At 68.7% G+C, this 19,006-nt stretch carries 17 protein-coding genes; 7 read left to right on the plus strand and 10 right to left on the minus strand.

What is annotated here, in order from left to right:
• Positions 1-3: 3 nt before the first annotated feature.
• On the minus strand, positions 4-819 hold the full coding sequence (locus tag HDC94_RS13420) for an HAD-IIB family hydrolase (protein ID WP_374757275.1): 816 nt from the start codon (positions 817-819) through the stop codon (positions 4-6).
• On the minus strand, positions 816-1,061 hold the full coding sequence (locus tag HDC94_RS13425) for a DUF3499 domain-containing protein (protein WP_257021670.1): 246 nt from the start codon (positions 1,059-1,061) through the stop codon (positions 816-818). Before HDC94_RS13425 ends, HDC94_RS13420 begins: the two co-directional genes overlap by 4 nt.
• A gap of 74 nt (positions 1,062-1,135) precedes the next feature.
• Here HDC94_RS13425 and HDC94_RS13430 point away from each other — a divergent pair, with 74 nt between their 5' ends.
• Positions 1,136-1,579: a metallopeptidase family protein gene (locus tag HDC94_RS13430; RefSeq protein WP_179498390.1), complete on the plus strand. Its 444-nt coding sequence runs from the start codon at positions 1,136-1,138 to the stop codon at positions 1,577-1,579.
• Between the two features lie 24 nt (positions 1,580-1,603).
• Here the strand turns inward: HDC94_RS13430 and HDC94_RS13435 are convergent, their stop codons facing one another.
• From HDC94_RS13435 to galE, 4 genes are all read right to left on the minus strand, one after another.
• Positions 1,604-3,145 carry a DUF5719 family protein gene (locus HDC94_RS13435; RefSeq protein WP_179498392.1) on the minus strand — a complete coding sequence of 514 codons (1,542 nt, stop codon included), beginning with the start codon at positions 3,143-3,145 and terminating at the stop codon, positions 1,604-1,606.
• Positions 3,138-5,993 carry a glycosyltransferase family 2 protein gene (locus tag HDC94_RS13440; RefSeq protein ID WP_179498394.1) on the minus strand — a complete coding sequence of 952 codons (2,856 nt, stop codon included), beginning with the start codon at positions 5,991-5,993 and terminating at the stop codon, positions 3,138-3,140. Before HDC94_RS13440 ends, HDC94_RS13435 begins: the two co-directional genes overlap by 8 nt.
• A gap of 103 nt (positions 5,994-6,096) precedes the next feature.
• Complete coding sequence (locus HDC94_RS13445; protein ID WP_179498396.1) at positions 6,097-6,432, minus strand: WhiB family transcriptional regulator; 336 nt, start codon at positions 6,430-6,432, stop codon at positions 6,097-6,099.
• Between the two features lie 105 nt (positions 6,433-6,537).
• Positions 6,538-7,512 carry a UDP-glucose 4-epimerase GalE gene (gene galE, locus HDC94_RS13450; protein ID WP_179498398.1) on the minus strand — a complete coding sequence of 325 codons (975 nt, stop codon included), beginning with the start codon at positions 7,510-7,512 and terminating at the stop codon, positions 6,538-6,540.
• A 97-nt stretch (positions 7,513-7,609) separates the two neighbouring features.
• Here galE and HDC94_RS13455 point away from each other — a divergent pair, with 97 nt between their 5' ends.
• Positions 7,610-8,575, plus strand: a complete 966-nt coding sequence (locus HDC94_RS13455) for a GlxA family transcriptional regulator (protein ID WP_179498400.1) — start codon at positions 7,610-7,612, stop codon at positions 8,573-8,575.
• Here HDC94_RS13455 and HDC94_RS13460 read toward each other — a convergent pair.
• A complete protein-coding gene (locus HDC94_RS13460; RefSeq protein WP_179493704.1) occupies positions 8,572-9,564 on the minus strand; it encodes a hypothetical protein in 993 nt (330 codons plus the stop codon). The genes HDC94_RS13455 and HDC94_RS13460 overlap by 4 nt on opposite strands.
• A gap of 84 nt (positions 9,565-9,648) precedes the next feature.
• Positions 9,649-10,824 (minus strand): mannose-6-phosphate isomerase, class I, encoded by a 1,176-nt coding sequence (manA, locus tag HDC94_RS13465; protein ID WP_179498402.1) that lies wholly within the window; start codon positions 10,822-10,824, stop codon positions 9,649-9,651.
• Between the two features lie 116 nt (positions 10,825-10,940).
• On the opposite strand from manA, the gene HDC94_RS13470 reads away from it, so the two are divergent.
• Positions 10,941-12,122: an acyl-CoA dehydrogenase family protein gene (locus HDC94_RS13470; protein ID WP_179498404.1), complete on the plus strand. Its 1,182-nt coding sequence runs from the start codon at positions 10,941-10,943 to the stop codon at positions 12,120-12,122.
• Here HDC94_RS13470 and HDC94_RS13475 read toward each other — a convergent pair.
• Positions 12,119-13,048: an SDR family NAD(P)-dependent oxidoreductase gene (locus HDC94_RS13475; protein ID WP_179498406.1), complete on the minus strand. Its 930-nt coding sequence runs from the start codon at positions 13,046-13,048 to the stop codon at positions 12,119-12,121. The genes HDC94_RS13470 and HDC94_RS13475 overlap by 4 nt on opposite strands.
• A gap of 81 nt (positions 13,049-13,129) precedes the next feature.
• On the opposite strand from HDC94_RS13475, the gene HDC94_RS13480 reads away from it, so the two are divergent.
• Positions 13,130-13,696 carry a TetR/AcrR family transcriptional regulator gene (locus tag HDC94_RS13480; RefSeq protein WP_179498408.1) on the plus strand — a complete coding sequence of 189 codons (567 nt, stop codon included), beginning with the start codon at positions 13,130-13,132 and terminating at the stop codon, positions 13,694-13,696.
• Positions 13,697-13,706: 10 nt separating this feature from the next.
• Positions 13,707-14,822 carry a glycosyltransferase gene (locus HDC94_RS13485; protein WP_179498410.1) on the plus strand — a complete coding sequence of 372 codons (1,116 nt, stop codon included), beginning with the start codon at positions 13,707-13,709 and terminating at the stop codon, positions 14,820-14,822.
• Here HDC94_RS13485 and HDC94_RS13490 read toward each other — a convergent pair.
• Positions 14,819-16,288: a sugar transferase gene (locus HDC94_RS13490; protein WP_179498412.1), complete on the minus strand. Its 1,470-nt coding sequence runs from the start codon at positions 16,286-16,288 to the stop codon at positions 14,819-14,821. The two genes, HDC94_RS13485 and HDC94_RS13490, sit on opposite strands and share 4 nt — an antisense overlap.
• Before the next feature lie 81 nt (positions 16,289-16,369).
• Between HDC94_RS13490 and HDC94_RS13495 the strand changes: the two genes are divergently transcribed.
• Positions 16,370-17,698, plus strand: a complete 1,329-nt coding sequence (locus HDC94_RS13495) for an O-antigen ligase (protein ID WP_179498426.1) — start codon at positions 16,370-16,372, stop codon at positions 17,696-17,698.
• The gene (locus tag HDC94_RS13500; RefSeq protein WP_257021671.1) at positions 17,695-18,990 is read left to right on the plus strand and encodes an O-antigen ligase; all 1,296 of its coding nucleotides are present in this window, start codon (positions 17,695-17,697) and stop codon (positions 18,988-18,990) included. The genes HDC94_RS13495 and HDC94_RS13500 overlap by 4 nt, the downstream gene beginning before the upstream one ends.
• Positions 18,991-19,006: the final 16 nt, after the last annotated feature.

The following is a 19,006-nucleotide window of genomic DNA, read 5'->3' on the forward strand; positions in this document are numbered from 1 at the left end:
GACCTATTCTCCCAGAGGCGGGAGGGTCGTAACGGGGAGTTCGCCCGATGGCTCGTCGAGCCACGCCACGAGGGCGGTCACGGCGGCGTGGGTATCGCGCCATCCGTGCACGGGAACGGATGTCACGCCCAGCGCGTACACCGGGTAGTCGTTGCCCGTCTCGTCGAGACGATCGCCGATGAAGAGCAGCTCGTCGAGCGCGTAACCACGGGCCTCCTGCAGCTTGGCGATGCCGTAGGCCTTGTCGATGCCCTTGCGGGTGATATCGATGGACGTCGAGCCGCCGCCCCGCACCTCGAGGTCGGGCAGGCGCGGTGAGACGTACTCCCACAGGGCGCGCTTCTTGGCGCCGTCCGGGTCCCACGCGACCTTCTCGGCCACCGGTGCCTGCTGGCCGAGCGCCGAGAAGGTGATCTGGCTGCCGCGGTCCTCCACGATGGGCCCCCAGGGCTCCGGATGCCACAGACCGAGCGCTCGCGCACCCTCCTCCACCGCAGCGATCGCACGCGACTTCTCGTCGTCGCTCAGATCCTCGGCGTACTGGAGCGCCCAGTCACCGTCTCCCCAGCGGTAGTAGCGGGTGCCGCAGGTCGGCATCAGGTGCAGTCGACCGAGGGCGTCCTCACTGGCCTCGAAGCCGTTGAGGGCCTGTGCCTGGAACTGCTCGAAGCGGCCCCCGGAGATGATGCAGACCTCGACGCGCTCGAGCAGGGCGGCGAGCGCCGCGCTCATATCGGGGTGCATAGTCGACTTCGACTCCGCGAGGGTGTCATCGAGGTCGAAGACGACGGCGCGGATGGCAGGGCGAGAAGAAATCACGCACCCAAAACTACATGGCGCACGACCTGCCAACCCTGCGGAGCCGAGAGTCGCTCAGCGTGGCGCTCGCACAGGTCGTAGGAATGCGGCTCGGCCGAACCGCTCAGCGGCCCGAGCACGACCATCGAGTCGGCGTAGACGTAGGTGAGAGTGGAGACGGCTTCCGCGTTGCAGGCGACCTTGCTGCACGGCCGATCGCTCAGTTCCACGTCGCTGACCTCGCGACTCATGATCTCGCTCATCGTGAGCGACAGCCTAGGACCCGCGGGCCGTGCGCGCGGGGAGCAACGCCGATGCCCGGTCGTAGACTGGAGTGATGGCGAGAACGGGCAAGCGGGACGGGGCTGGTTCTGCCAGGACAGGGTGGCGGGACCGGCATGGCCGCGGCATCCGTTCGGCTGTCACGGGGCCGCATCTGCCTCTCCTCAACAGTCGCGCCGACGTCTTCGACATGACCGTGGCGGCGACGGCCGAGTACCTTCGCGAGTTGTGGCCGGAGGAGCTCTCGAGCGTGACGTTCGAGGTCGCCGGCCTCCCGGCCGAGCTCAGTGGTGGGCCCGTGGTCGATCGCTGGTTGACGGATGCGCTCGAGCGCAGGGTCGTGCTCTACCGCCTGCCCATCGAGCGCCTGTCGCGCCTGCACAAGTACGACGAGGTGCACAAGCGCATGATGATCGAGAGCTGCGTGTTCCGCGCGGTCGCCGAGTTGCTCGGCAAGGACCCCTGGGACCTGGCCCCGGAGCGCTTCCGGCACCTGTAGAGGGCGGTCGCCGGTGATCGATGCCTACGGGTAGATCAGGATCGAACTGGATCCGACTCCCGGCGGCGCGACCGTGTAGTGCGCCACAGCCCCGTCGGCGAGACCGGTCACGGCGGCATGAATCCTGCCCGTGAAGCCCTCCAGGAGGTACGTCGCTCCCGGGGTCACCTTGCGGTGCACCGAGGTTCCCGGCGGGACATCGACGGAGATGTCGTCACCGCTCGCGTTGGTGAGGGTCACGGTGACCTGCTCGGCTCCCGTGTTGGCGATGTGGACGACGGGGGCGGGGCCCGGGGCGATCGTCACCTGCGTGGGGCCGGTGAGCTCCGGGGATGCCGCGAACCAGGCCAGGTCCGTCCGCTGCCCTGCCGCGGCCGACGCACGCGCTGCCGCGAGGAGGGGCACCTGGGACTCGACGCGCACGGTGTAGCGGCCATCGGCGAGCTCGGGGATCGGGACATCCACCACTCGTCCTGCGTCGAAGGTGAAGTCGAAGGACGTTCCCGTGCCGACGCCGTCCTCCGGCGTCACGCGGACGGTCGACTGGGCCTCCACGTCGCCAGGGACAAACACGCGCAGGACCGTCTGGAGATCCTCGAAGCCGGGACCGATGCCGAGCGTCGTCTCGATGTCGGCGGCGCCCTCGATGGTGAGGCCGGGGATGACAGTGTCGAGCGAGGGCGGTGTCGAGGCGCCGAACACATCCACGCCACCGGGCCGGAGTCCGCGGACGATCGTCTCCTGGAGCTCTGCCACGACCTGGCCGCCGACGCTCGTGACGTGGACGACGGGCGATTCCACCTCTGGCGCGAATCCGGCGAGCGAGAGCACCCGCTGGCCGCTCGCGGGGACAACAATGCCGCTCGTTCCTGGCGCGGTGATGGGCCCGGATTCGCCGAACAGTTCAAGGTCGACCGTCGCGGGCACCTCGGTGGGGTTGCTGAGGGTCAGGAGCGTCGTTCGGCCGACGATCGTGGCACCACCGACGAGCCAGGCGTCCGCCGATGCCGCCGTGCAGTTGCCCATGGCGAGCCCGACGAAGTCGCCCGCGCCCACGGTCTGCGCTTGTGCGCCACTGATGAGGATGCGCTGGCTGGGGTCTGCCGGATCCGGCGGGGTGCTGATGATCTGGGGGGCCGCTTCGGTGCCGCCCGTGCCGGCGTCCGACTCGACGAACGGGTCCTGCACGACGTCGCCGGAACTGGAGTCGCTCCTCAGCTCCGGTGTGCCGACGGCGGAGGCCTGCGTCGCGCCCTGGCCCGTGTCATCCGAGAGACGGAGCACGGAACCGGGGCACACGAGCTGCTGGGCGGTGGGTACGGGGACGACGACCTCGCTCGGGGCGACGGCGGTCACGGTGGGGAGGGGAAGCAGCGCAGCGGAGGTCACGACGACGGCTGCCACGGCGATACCGACAGCCCCCGTGGCCACGCGCGCGCCCAGGATCGCCATCCCCCGCGCCGTGATGGGTGTGCGCTCCTCGCGCACCTCACGGACGTCCTCGTCCTGTTCGGGGAAGAAGCTGTCGGTCTCGACGGTCTCACCGGTGGGTTCGATGTCACTCATTCGGTCGGGCCTCCTCAGTCGGGAGCTCCGGGGCGTCCTCGTCGGTCACGTCCGATGCATCAGGACCGTCGGACCCGCGTGACGTGTGCACGCGCCTACGGCGCGTCGTCGGGATCGCGAGCAGCACGGTGATGAGCAGGATGACTCCCTGGACGACGAGCACGGTGATTCCCCACCGGGTGCCGAGGGGTCCGGGGCCGGACGGAGCCTCGCCGTCACCGAGCGCCTCGTAGGCCCACAGGAAGCCCTGAGTTGTATCGCCGACGGGAGTGAGGAGGCGGTTCCCGTCAAGCGACTCCGTGGTGCGCTGGTGCACGGCGATACCCGCCTCCGTCGTGGCACCCGGCGTAACGAGAACGAACGCGATCTGAAGGTCGTCGAGTTCCGCGGCGATGTCGAACCCGCTGCGCGAGGCGAGATTGCCCGCGAGTACCGCGAGTCGCTCGTCGCCCGGGACCAGCTCGGTGTTCGTGGCATCCAGCGTCGACTGCTCGTCGAGTGTCGTGCCCTCGCCGCGGTGGACCGTGAGCGCGAGCCCACCGTCGGACTGGGCGGTGAGCTCGAGAGTGCCGAGGGTCGGGCGAGTGCCGGCCTCGGCCGTCACGAACGCCGGAAGGAGCCTGCCGCTGCTCTCGGTGACGGCAACGGTGCCGGATGCCGCGGCCACGAGGAGGGGCGCAGCGAGACCGAGCAGCGCAATACCGGTCAGCCACGCGGGAACCGCCGCCCGGGTGGCGAGCGTCTCGAGCGCGACGACCATGGCACCGACGAGACCCAACCAGTAGAGGCTGAGTGCCGCGCCAGGCCAGATCGGAGTGGCCTGCGACCCGACGAGCGTCACCTCGACGTGGGTCGCCACGACAGCGGTCACGAACCCGAGCAGCGCGATCAGGAGCGCGGGGATGGCCCGCACGGTGCTCGGCAGGAAGAGTGCGAGCACGGCGAGGATGGCGAGCGGGGCGAGCATCGCGATCACGACGATCGGGCCTACCGCCGGGGCGAGACCGAGGGCCGCCAGGAGCTGGTCCCAGCCGTGCAGTGCCTCCCCGGGGGATCCCACCGCGAGTTGCCACGCGGACACCGCCTCGCGCAGAACGGGGGCTCCGGGTTCGGCGAAGATCGCAGCGAACGTGCCCCGCCCGAGCTTGTCCATCACGATCGGTGCGAAGAGCGCAGCACCGAGGAGGGGGATGCCGATGATCCTGTGGATCGAGCGGGGGCGGGCGAGCATCCACGCTAGCCACAGCACCAGGAGGGCAGGCGCAAGGATCGGGGCTGCCGCGGTTACCGCCGCGAACAACAGTGCCGCAACCGCCGACATCGACCAGTTGCGCGAGGCACGGAAGAGGGCGAGCACGAACGTCGGCAGCAGGATGTGCGCTATCACGGCGCCCAGGTGTCCACCGTTCAGCGAGGCGAGGAACGGAGGCGCCACCGCCCACGCGAAGGCGGCGATCGCGGGAGCCCAGCCCCGGCGCGAGAACGCCGCAGCGCACCACCACGCGGCCAGGGCCGCAAGCGGGATCGCCGCGAGGTAGAGCAGCACGATGGAGAACGACGGCGACCAGAAGGTGAGGCTGCCGAGGACGGCGAGCACGTAGGTGAACGGATCGGCCGCGCCCTCGAACCCGGCGCCGATGTCGTGCCAGCCGTACCCGATGTTCGACCAGAGCTGCGAGACCGTCGATGACAGGGGGATCAGTCCGCCGCCGGCGAGGGCGGGCGCGCTGATGAATCGCCCGAACGCCACAAGTCCGACAAGGATCGTGAGGAGCACGACCCACGCTCCCCCTCCGGCGAAGAAGCCGGGACGTTCGCGGATGCCCGTCGACTCGATCACGGAGGCGGCACGTTCGTGCGCCCTCCGCTCACGCACCTCGGAGAACGGCATGCGCAGCGGCGCGATGGCCGCCCAGCCCAGGACACGATTGCGTCGCATGCGGCTCCGGGCCGCGGGGATCGACCCGTCGAAGGCCGCCGTGAAGCCCGCAGCGAGTTCGCCGCCGACCGACCCGGGCCGCTTGGCGATGAAATGCCCGAGAGATCGAGCGATCGCGAGCGGGACGAGGGTGAGCCAGTGCAGGGGTACCGCGAACGCCGGCGCCCAGGCAAGCCTGCGATGGAGCTGGGCCGAGCGCTGGATGCGCGTCCTCGTGCCCTCGGGCAACGAACGACGCCCGAACAGCTCCGGCGGGCCAGCGCTCGCCACACGTGCCGCGGGAACGCCGATCACTCGGTGCCCGGCAAGGCGCGCGCGCACGGAGAAGTCGAGCGCTGCATCCGCGGAGGGAAGCGCCGGGTCGAAACCGCCGAGGGCTGCCCACACCGAGCGGCGCACGAGCATCCCGCCCGCCGCGACCGCGAGCTGGTCACTCTGCACGTCGTGCTGCGCCTGGTCGAGTTCGTCGGTGACGAGCGGAACCGACTTGCCGAATGTCGTGATCGTCTCGCCGAAACTCGCGATGATGGATGCGTCATCCCAGCGCATGAGCTTAGGTCCCGCGATCGCCACCGAAGGAGCTACTTCGACAGCACCGAGGAGGGCTGCGAGTGCTCCCGGTTCCGGCGCGTTGTCGTGGGCGAGGAGCCAGAGCCACTCGTTGTCGGACTGCTGCTGCCCCGAGACCTGCAGCGCGTGCTCGACTCCCCCACCGAAGGAGCGACGGCCCGGCGTCGTGATGACGTTGCCCGCGTCGGCGAGCAGTGCGCTCGTGGCATCCGTCGATCCGGCGTCGACGAGCGCGACGGAATCGGGTCGCCGAAGCTGGGCCGCAAGGGCGGCAAGTGTTCTCGGCAGGAACTCGGCGCCGTTGCGGGCGACGAGAACTGCGGTGACTCTCGGCTGCATCAGATCGAGACTAAGTGCCGGACTTGCTCATCCCCGGCGTGACACGGCGCTCGCGACTATCCACAGGAAGGAGTTGACGCCACAGCGAGCCGCAGAATGCTGATCAGGCGCGCTTGCGGAGCTTGCGACGCTCCCGCTCCGACAGTCCGCCCCAGATTCCGAAGCGCTCGTCGTTGGCCAGCGCGTACTCGAGGCACTGCGTGCGCACCTCGCAGGAGCCGCAGATCTTCTTGGCATCGCGAGTAGACCCGCCCTTTTCAGGGAAGAAGGCCTCAGGATCGGTCTGCGCGCAGAGCGAGTCGCTCTGCCAGGCGAGAGGGTTCTCCTCATCGTCCGTGACCTGTCGGACGCCCGGAACTCCGAGTCGTACCGGGTCTACGAACCAGTTGTCAGGGACCCCCGGGCCGTGTGGCGTGCTGCGGTGCTCGATAGCCGCCATGATTCGTCTCCCCTCCGGCCCACCCGAAGCGCGTGAAACCGTTAGGGATAATTACACCCGTGTAGTTACCCTCCCGTCAAGTCGCAGATGATAAGTCGCTGGACCCTACTCCGAGGGACGTGACGCGCCGCGAGTCGCTATCCATTGGGTCTCGACCATGTCGACGAGCGAATGCCGCATCTGCCAGTCGAGGTCGCGGGCGGCGAGGGTTCCGGCTGCGACAATCCGCGCGGGGTCGCCAGCGCGACGCGGTGCAATCTCCGGGGTGAAGGGGATGCCCGTGACATCCGCGACCGCCCTCATGATCTCGCCGACCGACGATCCGTCGCCGGAGCCCAGGTTGTACGCGGGTTCCAGGGGCTCCCCGGCGTCGAGCCGCCGAGCGGCGACCGCATGGGACAGCGCCAGGTCGGCGACGTGGATGTAGTCACGCACGTTCGTTCCGTCAGGAGTGGGGTAGTCGTTGCCGTTGATGCGGGGGGTGCGGCCCTCGAGGAGGGCTGTGAAGACGAGCGGCAGGAGGTTGTGGGGGCTCGAGTCGTACAGCATCGGGTCGCCGGACCCCACCACGTTGAAGTAGCGGAGCGACGTGTGGCGCAGGCCGCGGGCTACACCCTGGTCGCGCAGCAGCCACTCACCGATGAGCTTGGACTCGCCGTAGGGCGACTGGGGGTTCTTGGGGGTGTCCTCGGTGACGAGATCGACGTCGGGGGTGCCGTAGACGGCCGCGCTGGACGAGAAGACGATGCGATCCACGCCGTGCGACTCCATCGCCGCAAGAAGGCGTGCTGTTCCGGTGACGTTCTGCTCGTAGGTGTGGAGCGGCTCGGTGACGGAGACTCCCGCGTATTTGAAGCCTGCGACGTGGATGACACCCGTCACGTCGTACTCACGCATGGCGTCGATCAGCAAGCCGCCGTTGAGGAGCGAGCCGCGCACGAAGGGCACGTCCTCCGGGACGAACGACTCGTGCCCCGTGGAGAGGTCGTCGAGAACGACCGGACGCATTCCCGCGTCCAGGAGCGCGCGAACGACGTGGGATCCGATGTAGCCAGCACCACCAGTTACGAGCCAGGTCATGCCCCAACGCTATCGGGAATGCTCGTGGCAGTAACGGGACGAATTGTGGAATCCCGCCACGGGTGGCAGGATTACGAGAGATCCGCCACTTGCTGCCATGGGAGGCATCGTGCTCAGGAAAGTCGTGCTGCTGGCCATCCCCGGAGTCGCGCCCTTCGAGTTCGGGGTCGTGTGTGAGGTGTTCGGGGTCGATCGCAGCGACACCGGCGGTCCGGCCTTCGAGTTCTCGATCGTCACTGCCGACCCTGGGCCCGTCCGGACCAGCCTGGGATACGACATGCACATCCTCGATGACCTGTCACTGGCTGCCGACGCCGATCTTCTCGCGGTGCCCGCTCACGAGATCGACCACGTCGACCCACGTTTCCTCCAGGCGATCCGAGACGCGGAGGCGCGCGGGGCGTGGGTTCTGAGCGTGTGCAGCGGCGCCTTCACGCTTGCACAGGCAGGCATCCTCGACGGGCGCAGCTCGACGACGCACTGGATGCACACCGACAGGCTCGCGGCGATGTACCCGCACACGACCGTCGACCCCGATGTGCTCTTCGTCGAGGATCGCAAGGTCGTGACATCCGCCGGCACAGCGGCGGGGATCGATGCCGCACTGCACATCGTGCGCAAGGAGCACGGAGCTGCGGCGACGAACGTGATCGCGCGCCGCATGGTGGTGCCACCGCAGCGCGAGGGCGGCCAGTCCCAGTACATTGACTCCCCGATCCCCGAAGCCACGAGTGACTCCTTCGCGCTCGTGGCCGAGTGGATGCTCGAGAACCTGCACGAGGATCTCACGGTCGACCAGCTCGCCCGCAAGGCGCTCATGTCGAGCCGCACCTTCGCCAGGCGCTTCCGCGCCGAGATGGGCACGACGCCCGCCGCCTGGCTGAACCGCCAGCGGCTCCTGAGGGCCCAGCAACTGCTCGAGCAGAGCGATCTCGGTCTCGAGACGATCGCCCAGCGCACCGGCTTCGGGTCGGCCGCCGTCATGCGGCATCACTTCGTGCGTGTGCTCCAGGTCTCGCCCATGACGTACCGGCGAGCCTTCGGCGAGCGCGAGGCTGGCTAACCAGCGGCGATGAACTCCTGGAGGCGGCCCGGCAGGTCGCGCTGGAACTGCGCACAGCTCGCCTGATCGCCGTCGAGCACGAGTGGTCCGCCGACTGAGATCAATGCACCCTCGATGGAGACCAGCGCCGCGCAGGCCTCTCCCGATGCGACCAGTGCCTTGTCGGTGCCGGGGATCTCGATGGGTTCCCACCTGCCCATCTCCTTGCCGGCGCTGGGCAGCGCGGCGACGATATCGCCCATGGCCCACTCGCCATCGGCGAGCGAACCAAATACCCACTGATCCGCAAGGAAGCATCGGGTGAAGGGAGCGCGCTCGATCGCGTAGTCGGATTGGTAGTCAACCGACGATGGCGCGCCCTCACCCTCGTCGCACGCCGCGGCACGGAAGCCGGTTCCGGGCGCCTCCCACGGCGGGTTCGAAGGACCGGCCGTGTTCAGCCGTTCCGCCAGAGTCGACCCGAGCTCGGCGAAGAGGCTCGAGGCCGCAGCACTGGTTCGCTCGGCGGGCGCCTCGGCGTCATGGGCGGATGCCACGAACCAGTACTCGCCCGCGAGCTGGTCGGTGGTGCAGCGGATCAGCGGCTGCACTCCGTCGCATCCCTCGCTGTAGTGCTCAGTCTCGGGCGACGCGAAGTCCTCCGCGGCCCCCGACAGCACTGAGACCGTGAGGGTCGAGGGCAGCGCAGTGGACCCCTCCGGTGACCACGCACACGTGAGCATGCCCGCCTGCGCCTCAGCTGCCCCCGCGAGCCCAGTACGGGTGTAGACGGGATCACGCAGGGTGACCGGCCTCTGCACTGCCTCGGACGCCTCGGCGTCGGTGAGCAGTTCCTCACAGGTCAGGGGAACCGTTGAGGTTGGCACCGCAGCCGCAGTGGGCGTGGGAGACGGGGTCGCCGTGGGCGTTGGCGTGGGCTCCGGTTGTGGGGTGGCCGTGCACCCAGCCAGGAGGAGCACAGTCAGGGCAGCTATCGCAAGGGGTCGCATAGCGCCAGCATAGGGTGAGAATGTGTCACCGATTGATAACATCGATAACGTGATCACAACGCCTGGTTAGGCGCGCTGCGCCACTCAGACGGTTGTCGCCACCACGAGTTGACCGGTGCCCTCGACGGTGAGATCGCCCTCGTCCGGGGTCACGTAGACCGCCTCGCCCCGGGACAGCGTCACGGAGTCGCGACCGGAGATCATGAACGACCCGGAGACGCACAGCGCGATCGCGGGACCGTCCAGGGGGCACGGGCCATCACCTTCGAACTCGATGAGCTCGAAGGACGCATCCTCCGGTCGGAACACCCGCACATCGGGAACAGGCACCTCCGGCACGAGGTACGGCGCGGAGCGCGGCGTGAAGTCGAGGACGGAGAGCAACTCCGCGACATCCACGTGCTTGGGTGTGAGGCCGCCGCGGAGCACATTGTCCGACGCCTCCATGAGCTCGATGCCCACGCCGTGCAGGTAGGCGTGGATGTTGCCGGCCGGCAGGTACAGCGCCTCGCCCTTCGCGAGCGTCACCTCGTGGAGCATGAGGCTGATCGCGATGCCCGGGTCACCGGGGTAGAGAGCGGCGAGCTCCGCCTGCACGGGAAAGTCGTCAGCGTTCCTGCTGGCCACGTGGGACACCGCCGTGATGACGTCGTCGACGCCCGTGGTGAGCGACAGCAGCCATGCGAAGGCTGCCCTGAGCGATTCGTCATCGCCGAGACGATCGAGCATGCGAGCGAGGGCCCGCTGCTCCTCGGGATGCGCGAGCGCGCTCATCCGCTCCAGGGAGGCACGTGTCTCTTCGGAGGCCTGAAACCCGCAGAGGGCATCGAAGGTGTCACTCACGGCAAGGATGAGCTCGGGCTTGGCGTGCGGGTCCTTGTACGAGCGGTGCGGTGCATCCAGCGGGATGCCCGCCGCGTTCTCGCGCGCGAAGCCCTCCTGGGCCTGTTCCGTCGTGGGGTGCGCCTGGAGCGAGAGCGGGCCGCCAGCGGCGAGCACTTTGAGTAGGAACGGCAGGCGCCCCTCACGGTGCGCGCCGACGCGCTTGGTCGGGTCGGCGGCGATCCACTCGGCGAGATCGACGGATGCTGCGGCATCCGTTCCACCCACGCCGATCACGCGGCTCGGAGACCCGTGGTGCGCCCCCAGCCACAGCTCGGCCTCCGGCCTGGTGGACTCCGCGTGGCCGAACAGGCGCGAGATCGCGCCGACGCCTCCCCACGCGTAGTCACGTGCCTCGTTGGTGATGCCTACAAACATCCGCCCCACTCCCCTGTACGCATTGGATCACCCTAACAACGGTGTGGAAACGGCAGGCTGCACGCTGGTTGAGTAACGCCTGCGACATTCGTCGACCCCACGCAACGGAGCTCACCATGACCTTCCCCACCCTCGATAGTGACTTCTACGGCTTCGAGAGCCGCCTCACCGCACCGGAGCTCGACAAGCTCGTCGCGCTCCGCGAGTTCCTCGATGCGACGGTGCGACCCGTGGCCAACGGGCTGTGGGAGCGCGCCGAGATGTTCGGCCCGGAGGTGCACCAGGGTCTCGCGGATCTCGGCATCTACGGACTCGCCTGGGAGGAGACCCGCCCGTTCGAGAACTCCGCGGTGTTCCGCGGGTGGGTGGCTCTGGAACTGGCAAGGGTCGACGCGAGCGCAGCCACCCTGGTGGGCGTGCAGAACGGTCTCGCGATGGGCGCGATCGCCCAGTGCGGCTCGCCGGAGCAGCGCGCTGAATGGCTTCCGCGCCTGGCATCCGCTGAGCTCCTCGGTGCGTTCGGACTGACGGAGCCACTCTCCGGTTCGGACTCCGCGCAGGGTCTGCGCACGGTCGCCCGCCGCGACGGCGACACCTGGATTCTCAACGGGTCGAAGCGCTGGATCGGCAACGGGTCGATCGGCGACGTCACGGTGATCTGGGCGAAGGACGCCGAGGACGGGCAGGTCAAGGGATTCATCGTTCCGCAGGACTCCCCCGGCTACGAGGCCACCTCGATCGCCGGCAAGGGCTCGCTGCGGATCATCCAGAACGCGGACATCACCCTCACGGATGTCGTCGTGCCGGAGTCGAACCGCCTGCAGAACGCGAACTCGTTCCGCGACACCGCCGCCGTGCTGCGCCTCACCCGCGCCGAGGTCGCCTGGGCCGCGGTCGGCAATTCCATCCAGGCCTACGAGGCGGCGGTCGCCTACGCCAAGGAGCGCGTGCAGTTCGGCAAGCCGATCGCCTCGCACCAGCTCATCCAGGAGCTGCTCGCCAAGAGCCTCGGCAACATCACCGCGTCGATCGCGATGGTCACGCGCGTCTCCGAGATGCTCGACGAGGGCACGCAGGGTGACCAGCACTCGGCACTCGCCAAGGAGTTCACGACGAGTCGCATGCGCGAGACCGTCGCCTGGTGCCGCGAGGCGCTCGGCGGCAACGGCATCGTGCTCGACTACGGGGCGATGCGCCCGTTCGCGGATGCCGAGGCGCTCTACTCCTACGAGGGCACGCGCGAGATGAACACGCTCATCGTGGGTCGGGCGATCACCGGCAAGGCCGCGTTCGTCTAGATCGAGAAGCTCACGCCCGCGAGCTGTTCGAGCTCCCGCCAGAGGCGAGTCGCGAGTTCGGGGTCCGGATCCGCGGTGTGCGGGTACGGCTCGACGGCGACGGGCACTCCCCGCCTCCCCTCCCTCGGCGCGTAGTACTGGCCGCCCGTTGCGGAGGGGTCGACGAGGGCGCGCACGCCCGACCACGCCGCAGAGTCCTTGCCCTGAGCCCACGGCGTGTAGGGGTTACGCCGGTACGGAACGGTCGAGTCGCGAATACCAGCGCGCTCCGGAGTCTTAGCGTCGACACCGACACCGGGACGCGTGACGATGGATGCCACGGGCAGGCCGGCCGCACGCAGCCGCCGGTCCAGCTCGAACGCGAAGATCTCCGTGACCGTCTTCGCCTTCGTGTAGGCACGCACGCCGATGCGGGGTGTGGAACTGAGGTCCGAGGCATCCGTGGGGAAGAGGCCGACGAAGCCGGTGGAGGTGTGAACGACGCGCGCGACAGAGTCCCGAGCGGAAGCACCGGACGCGAGGGCGGGTAGGAGGCGAGCCAGGAGCGCGACATTCGCGACCGTGTGGGCTCCGAGGATGAGCGGAAGGCTGTCGACGGTCTTCGCCCTGGCCGAGAGTTCCATTGGTCCCCCGTTGAGCAGGATGCCGTCGAGCCGCGGGAGCGCCGCAAGCTCATCCGCCGCTGCCGCTACCGAGTCGAGTGAGGCGAGGTCGATAGTCACAGGAAGCGTCACGGCACCCGGCACATGGTGCCGGAGGGTGTCGGCAGCGACGTCGATCTTGGCCGCAGAGCGCGAGGCGAGCACCACCTCCGCACCCGCAGCAGCGAGCTGCTCTGCGGCGAAGTAGCCGATACCGGCCGTTGCGCCGGTGACGGCATAAACGCGGCCGCGAAGGTCGGGCAGGTGTTCGGGGTCCCAGGTCATTTGTTCTCCTCTAATCGGATAAGCAATCCGGTTAAGAGTAGACCAAGCGGATGAAACATCCGCTTCGGCTACGATGGTGCCATGACCCGCCTCCGCTCCGACGCAGCGCGATCACGGGCGACGATCCTCGAAACCGCCCGAGCCGTGCCGGTCGCCGACCTGCGACTCAACGATCTCGCGCGGGATGCAGGGCTCGGAGTGGGCACGGTGTACCGCCACTTCCCCACAGTTGCCTCGCTCGTCGAGGCGCTGAACACCGACGCGCTGGAGCAACTCATCGAACTCGCGCGCGCGGCATCCGAGATCGACGACCCCGGCGAGGCGGTCGCGACACTCGTTCGCGACTCGGTGGGCGTGCAGCTGCAGCACGACGGGCTGCAGGCGACCCTCGTGTCCGCGGATGTCTCCCCCACCGTGAGCGCACTGCGGGACGAGCTCCTGACTGCGGCAGGCGTGGTGCTCGATCGGGCGGTGCGCAGCGGCGCGGTGAGCGAGAGGATCACGATCGGCCACGTGCAGCGTCTCGTGTGCGGCGTCGAGCATGCTGTGCGACTGGGCGACGGCGCCGACCGCGAGCTCCTCCTCGACGTGATGCTCGCGGGCCTGCTCTCGTCCGGCGGCAACGGGGCGACAGAAGCCCGCCGTTAGACTCATCCGCGTGCCCGGCCTGATCGCCCACGAGTGGATCGAACCGTTCGGTGGCTCCGAGAATGTGCTCGAGGCCATCGCTGCGGAGTTTCCGGATGCCCCGATACTCACGCCCTGGACGAATGCACCGCACCGCTTCCCGGATCGCGATGTGCGCGAGTTGTGGCTCGCCCGCTCGCCGCTCCGCGGCCGTAAGGCGCTCGCCATGCCCGCCCTCGCGGCGGCCTGGCGCACCGCGATCGACCCGCACGAGCAGCTCGACTGGGTCATCGCGAGCTCGCACTCGTTCTCCCACCACCTCAAACCCCGCGGGGCCTCCAGGGACGCCGCCAAGCTCGTCTACGCCTACACACCTGCCCGCTACCTGTGGACGCCGGAGCTCGACGATCGTGGCTCAGGTCTCGCGGCGCGGCTCGGGGCGACGGCGCTGCGGCCGATCGACCGCCGCAGGGCAGGCGAGGCAACGGCGATCGCGGGCATCAGCCGTTTCGTGGCCGACCGGATCGCCGCGACGTGGGAGCAGGATGCCACGGTCATCTACCCGCCCGTCGAGGTGGAGCGCCTCCGTGCCGTGGCCGACTGGCGCACCGAACTCGACGCACGGGAACTCGACATACTCGCGAGACTCCCGGAGACCTTCGTGCTCGGGGCCTCGCGGTTCATCCCGTACAAGCGGCTCGACCTCGTGATCGATGCCGGGCAAGCGAGTGGGCTGCCGGTTGTGCTGGCCGGCGCTGGACCGGAGGAGCAGCGGCTGCGTGCTCGTGCTGAGGCGGCATCCGTGCCCGTGACCTTCGTGATCGAGCCGCGGGATGCCCTGCTGTATGCGCTCTACCAGGCCGCCGCGGTCTTCGTCTTTCCCCCCGTCGAGGATTTCGGGATCATGCCGATCGAGGCCATGGCGCTCGGGACACCCGTCGCCGCCAACCGAGTGGGGGGCTCGGCGGAGACGGTGGGGGCCGGTGTCTCGGGCGTGCACTTCGACTCGGGGGACGCGGCATCCGTCACGCGAGCCATCGAGGCGGCGGCGGCGCTTCCGCGGCAGGGCGTCACTGACTGGGCAACGCAGTTCTCACGCGAACGGTTCGGGGCGGAACTGCGGGAGTGGGTGACCCGGAACAGCTAGTGGGCGCCGATGCGCAGCAGCACGACGCGCGCCGTGCGGAAGAGGATCACGAAGTCATCGGTCAGTGACCAGTTCTCGACGTAGTACAGGTCGAGGCGCACCGCCTCCTCCCACGTGAGGTCGGACCGGCCACTGATCTGCCAGAGACCCGTGATGCCGGGCTTGACGAGCAGGCGCCGCGCCGCTTCATCCGTGTACAGCGCGACCTCGGCGGCGATCTGCGGGCGCGGACCGACGAGGCTCATGTCGCCCTTGATCACGTTGAACAGCTGGGGCAGCTCGTCGAGCGATGTGCTCCGCAGGAAGCGGCCGAGGCGGGTGACTCTCGGGTCGTCGCGGATCTTGAAGAGCGGCCTGCCCGCGAGATCGCGTTCGGCGAGGAGGTCCATGAGTTCCTCGTGCGCACCCACCGTCATCGTGCGGAACTTGAAGATCCGGAAGAGTCGCCCGCCGAGCCCCACGCGCTCCTGCGTGAAGAAGATCGGGCCGCGCGTGGTGACCTTCACGGCGATCGCGATCGCGACCAGCACGGGAGAGAGCAGGATCGTGAGGACGATGGCTGCCGAGAAGTCGAAGAGCCCCTTGATGACCTTCGCGCCACCCTCGTAGCTCGGCGACTCCACGTAGATGAGCGGGAGACCTGCGACGAGACGGGTGTGGATGCGCGTGCCGGCGATGTCCGTGATCGAGGGCGCGACCATGAGCTCGATGCCGGTGCGCTCCAGTTGCCAGCTGATGCTGCGCACCGCACTCGGCGGCAACCCGTGGGATCCCGCGAGCGCCACCACGTGGGCGTCGGTCTCACGGATGACGGCGGTCAGGTCGCCGAGGGAGTGGAAGACGGGGACGCCGAGCCCCGCGATGCTCTCCGGCGTGTCATCCCGACCCGTGAGCACCACGCCGACCACCTCGTACCCGGCGTAGGCGTGGCGCCGGAGCTCGCCGGCCAGTTCCATCACGGAGTCCGGCGAACCGACGATGAGCAGACGGACGAGGTAGAGCCCCGTGTAGCGCTTCTCCCGAAGCCACTGGCGCCACCCCCAGCGACCGAGGAGGATCAGGAAAAGCCCAACGGGGAATGCCGTGATGATGTACCCGCGGGCCACGTCGACGAGCAGCAGGAGGCTCACGATCGCGACGAGTCCGAAGAGCCTCACGGTGGCGTCCCCGGTTCGCGCGTACTCCTGCAGGCCCGAGCCGACGATTCGGGCGTCCCTCGTCCCGAACACGTTGAGGAAGATCAACCAGCTGACGGCGAGCACGACGCTCACGGTCAGGTACTCGACCTCCACGGGCACGGCGTGCGGCAGGCCCGCGAGCTCCACGCGCCGGGTTCCGAACCAGAGCAGGTGGGATCCGCCGACGGCGATGAGAATCGCGAGCGAGTCGGAGAACACGAGCCGTCGCGTGTACATGCGCACCCAGGGCGCGCGCGATCGGCGCTCGGGAGTAGCGGGATGCACCATTGCAGGGACTCTTCTTCTGGGTGGGCCGGGGTCACGACTTGTCCACCATGATCATAGGTTGCCGTCGTCTAGCCTTACGGAATGCGGATCATCACCGGCCCACGCGCGCGATTCGCGTTCCTCGTCCTGGTTCTCGCACTCGCGCTCGCCCCGGACGCGTGGCGCTACTCGGTCGGCTGGTGGGTGTTCGGCGTCGTCGCCGTGGCCAGCTCCATCGTGAGCGTCATCGTGCTGGTGGCACAGCGCGGGCGCTGGCACGTCGGGCAACTCCCCTACCCGCTCATCGCCTTCCTCGTGCTCGCCACGGCGTCCCTGGCCTGGTCGTACTACCCGGGGGCCACCGCCATCGGGCTGCTCACGACCTGGATGCTCGTGATCGCAGGCGTGATGCTCGCGATCACCTACAGCTGGGGCGAGCTGGTGCGAGGAATCGGCGCTGTCGTGCGGTTCGTGCTCGCGGCATCCCTGATCTTCGAGGCTTTCGTCGCGTTCGTGATCCGGCAGCCGGTTCTACCCCTCGCCCCGCAGATCAACGCCAACCCCGAGGACTTCGACAAGGTTCCCCCGCTGCTCTACTGGTCGCGCAACGAGCTCCTCGAGGTCTTCGACGAGGGACGAATCCAGGGCATCGTCGGCAACGCGAACCACCTCGGCTTCCTGGCACTGCTGGGAGTCATCGTGTTCGCGATCGAACTCGCGGATCGTCGCCGACGCCGATCGGTGGCCATCACGTGGCTCGTGATCGCCGGCGTCACGCTGGTGTTCACGAGGTCCGCGACGGTCACCGTCGCGCTCGTGGTCACCCTGGTGATCATCGGAATCGTTCTCCTACTTCGGCGCCGCGATTCGCCGCGAGCACGGACGATCACCTACGTGAGCCTCGCGACCTCGCTGACGCTTGCGACCGCAGCAGTGATCGCGTTCCCGACCGCGATCATCGGGGCGCTCGGGCGTAGCACCGACCTCACCGGACGCGTGGAGATCTGGGAGAGCGTGACGGCCCTGGCGCAGCAGCGGCCCGTCTTCGGCTGGGGGTGGGTCAGCTACTGGGTGCCGTGGGCGCCGCCGTTCGACAATCTCGCCTTCAGCAACAAGGTTCGAATGCTGCAGGCCCACGACGCCTGGCTCGATGTGTGGCTGCAGCTCGGAATCGTGGGGGTCGTCATCTTCGCCGCACTGGTGATCTCGACGCTCGCACGATCCTGGCTCTTCGCGGTCGATCGCCAGCAGCTGGTGCCCGGCGAGCCGCTGCGCTACACCGCGCTCACTCTCTTCCCCCTCGCCGTCATGGTCGCGCTCATCATCCAGAGCATCGCCGAGAGCAGGCTCCTCGTCGAGTTCGGCATCATGTTCCTCGTCATGATCGCTCTCAAGACCAAACGCCCCGATCGGGTGGACGCCACGCCATGAGGATGCCACGGGAGGGGGTCCTCGTCGCCGCCCGGGCGTTCCTCGGCGCTCCCCGTTTCGCCACAGCCCTGACCTCCGCGATCGTCGGGGTTGCGCTCCTGACCTTCCCGATCCGGCAGCTGTCCGGGTGGGCTGGCCTCATCGGAATCCTCGTGGTGCTCGTCCTCCTCGCGGCTGGCTCGGTCGCGGCTCGGTGGGAGACGATCGAGTGGCGCGCCGTGCCGCCCATCTCGCTGCTCGTCTTCATCGGGTGGGCGGGCCTCACCCTGCTCTGGAGCCAGTACCAGTGGGCCACGCTGTCCGGCCTCGCCTACCTCCTCGCGTTCACCCTGCTGGCGCTGTACATCGCGCTCGTCCGCGACACCATCCAGATCGTGCGCGCGTACGGTGACGCGCTGCGCCTCGTCCTGGGCATCTCGATCGGCATCGAGATCCTGTCCGGCGTGCTCATCGACTCGCCGATCGAGTTCCTCGACATCCAGGGCAATCTCGCCGATCTCGGCCCGATCCAGGGGATCGTCGGCTCACGGAACGAGCTCGGCTTCATCGCGATCATCGCCCTCATCACCTTCGCGACCGAATACCTCACGAGGTCGGTTCCCCGCGGACTCGCGATCGGGTCGGCAGTGGGCGCGGCCCTGTGTCTCTACCTGGCGCAGTCCCCCGTAGCGTTCGGGGTCTTCCTGCTCGTGCTCGTCGCCGCCGGAGTTCTCTACGGTCTGCGCAGGGTCTCCCCCGAGCGCCGGCGGTACTGGCAGTTCGCGGTGCTGGGCGGCGCCATCGTCGTTGCGTTGCTCGCGTGGTGGTTCCGCTCGGCCATCATCACGTTTCTCGGCGCGACCGAGGAACTGACCTACCGTCTCGACGTCTGGTACCGCGCGTGGAGCCTCATCTCCCTCCACCCGCTCGAAGGATGGGGCTGGATCGGGAGTTGGCGCACCGACCTCCCGCCGTTCAGCCTGTTCGCCGACGTGTCGGCCCGCGTCGAGACATCCGCGTCGGGTGCGTACGTCGACGTGTGGCTCCAGCTGGGGCTCGTGGGTCTCGTGATCTTCCTGATCCTGCTCGGACTCGCCTTCACGAGGTCCTGGCTGCTCGCCTCGCGCCGCCGCAGCGAGGTCTACGCCTGGCCTGCCCTCGTGCTGCTCGCACTCGTCACGAACGCGCTGGCGGAGAGCTCGATCCTCGGCGAGTTCGCCTGGCTGACCTTCGTGCTCTGCGCCCTGAAAGCCGCGAAGCAGCTCAGCTGGAGGCAGGCCTTCGCCCGGCTCGACACCCCCGCGAAGGACTAGCCACCGCTGGGGTCGC

This window comes from Leifsonia sp. AK011, assembly GCF_013410945.1.
In the GTDB taxonomy this organism is placed as follows: Bacteria; Actinomycetota; Actinomycetes; order Actinomycetales; family Microbacteriaceae; genus Rhodoglobus.

Excerpts from the sequence above, each read along its gene's own strand:
- HDC94_RS13425 (WP_257021670.1), bottom strand. The coding sequence starts at position 1,061 with ATGAGCGAGATCATGAGTCGCGAGGTCAGCGACGTGGAACTGAGCGAT.
- HDC94_RS13430 (WP_179498390.1), top strand. The coding sequence starts at position 1,136 with ATGGCGAGAACGGGCAAGCGGGACGGGGCTGGTTCTGCCAGGACAGGG.
- HDC94_RS13435 (WP_179498392.1), bottom strand. The coding sequence starts at position 3,145 with ATGAGTGACATCGAACCCACCGGTGAGACCGTCGAGACCGACAGCTTC.
- HDC94_RS13440 (WP_179498394.1), bottom strand. The coding sequence starts at position 5,993 with ATGCAGCCGAGAGTCACCGCAGTTCTCGTCGCCCGCAACGGCGCCGAG.
- HDC94_RS13445 (WP_179498396.1), bottom strand. The coding sequence starts at position 6,432 with ATGGCGGCTATCGAGCACCGCAGCACGCCACACGGCCCGGGGGTCCCT.
- galE (WP_179498398.1), bottom strand. The coding sequence starts at position 7,512 with ATGACCTGGCTCGTAACTGGTGGTGCTGGCTACATCGGATCCCACGTC.
- HDC94_RS13455 (WP_179498400.1), top strand. The coding sequence starts at position 7,610 with ATGGGAGGCATCGTGCTCAGGAAAGTCGTGCTGCTGGCCATCCCCGGA.
- HDC94_RS13460 (WP_179493704.1), bottom strand. The coding sequence starts at position 9,564 with ATGCGACCCCTTGCGATAGCTGCCCTGACTGTGCTCCTCCTGGCTGGG.
- manA (WP_179498402.1), bottom strand. The coding sequence starts at position 10,824 with ATGTTTGTAGGCATCACCAACGAGGCACGTGACTACGCGTGGGGAGGC.
- HDC94_RS13470 (WP_179498404.1), top strand. The coding sequence starts at position 10,941 with ATGACCTTCCCCACCCTCGATAGTGACTTCTACGGCTTCGAGAGCCGC.
- HDC94_RS13475 (WP_179498406.1), bottom strand. The coding sequence starts at position 13,048 with ATGACCTGGGACCCCGAACACCTGCCCGACCTTCGCGGCCGCGTTTAT.
- HDC94_RS13480 (WP_179498408.1), top strand. The coding sequence starts at position 13,130 with ATGACCCGCCTCCGCTCCGACGCAGCGCGATCACGGGCGACGATCCTC.
- HDC94_RS13490 (WP_179498412.1), bottom strand. The coding sequence starts at position 16,288 with ATGGTGCATCCCGCTACTCCCGAGCGCCGATCGCGCGCGCCCTGGGTG.
- HDC94_RS13495 (WP_179498426.1), top strand. The coding sequence starts at position 16,370 with ATGCGGATCATCACCGGCCCACGCGCGCGATTCGCGTTCCTCGTCCTG.
- HDC94_RS13500 (WP_257021671.1), top strand. The coding sequence starts at position 17,695 with ATGAGGATGCCACGGGAGGGGGTCCTCGTCGCCGCCCGGGCGTTCCTC.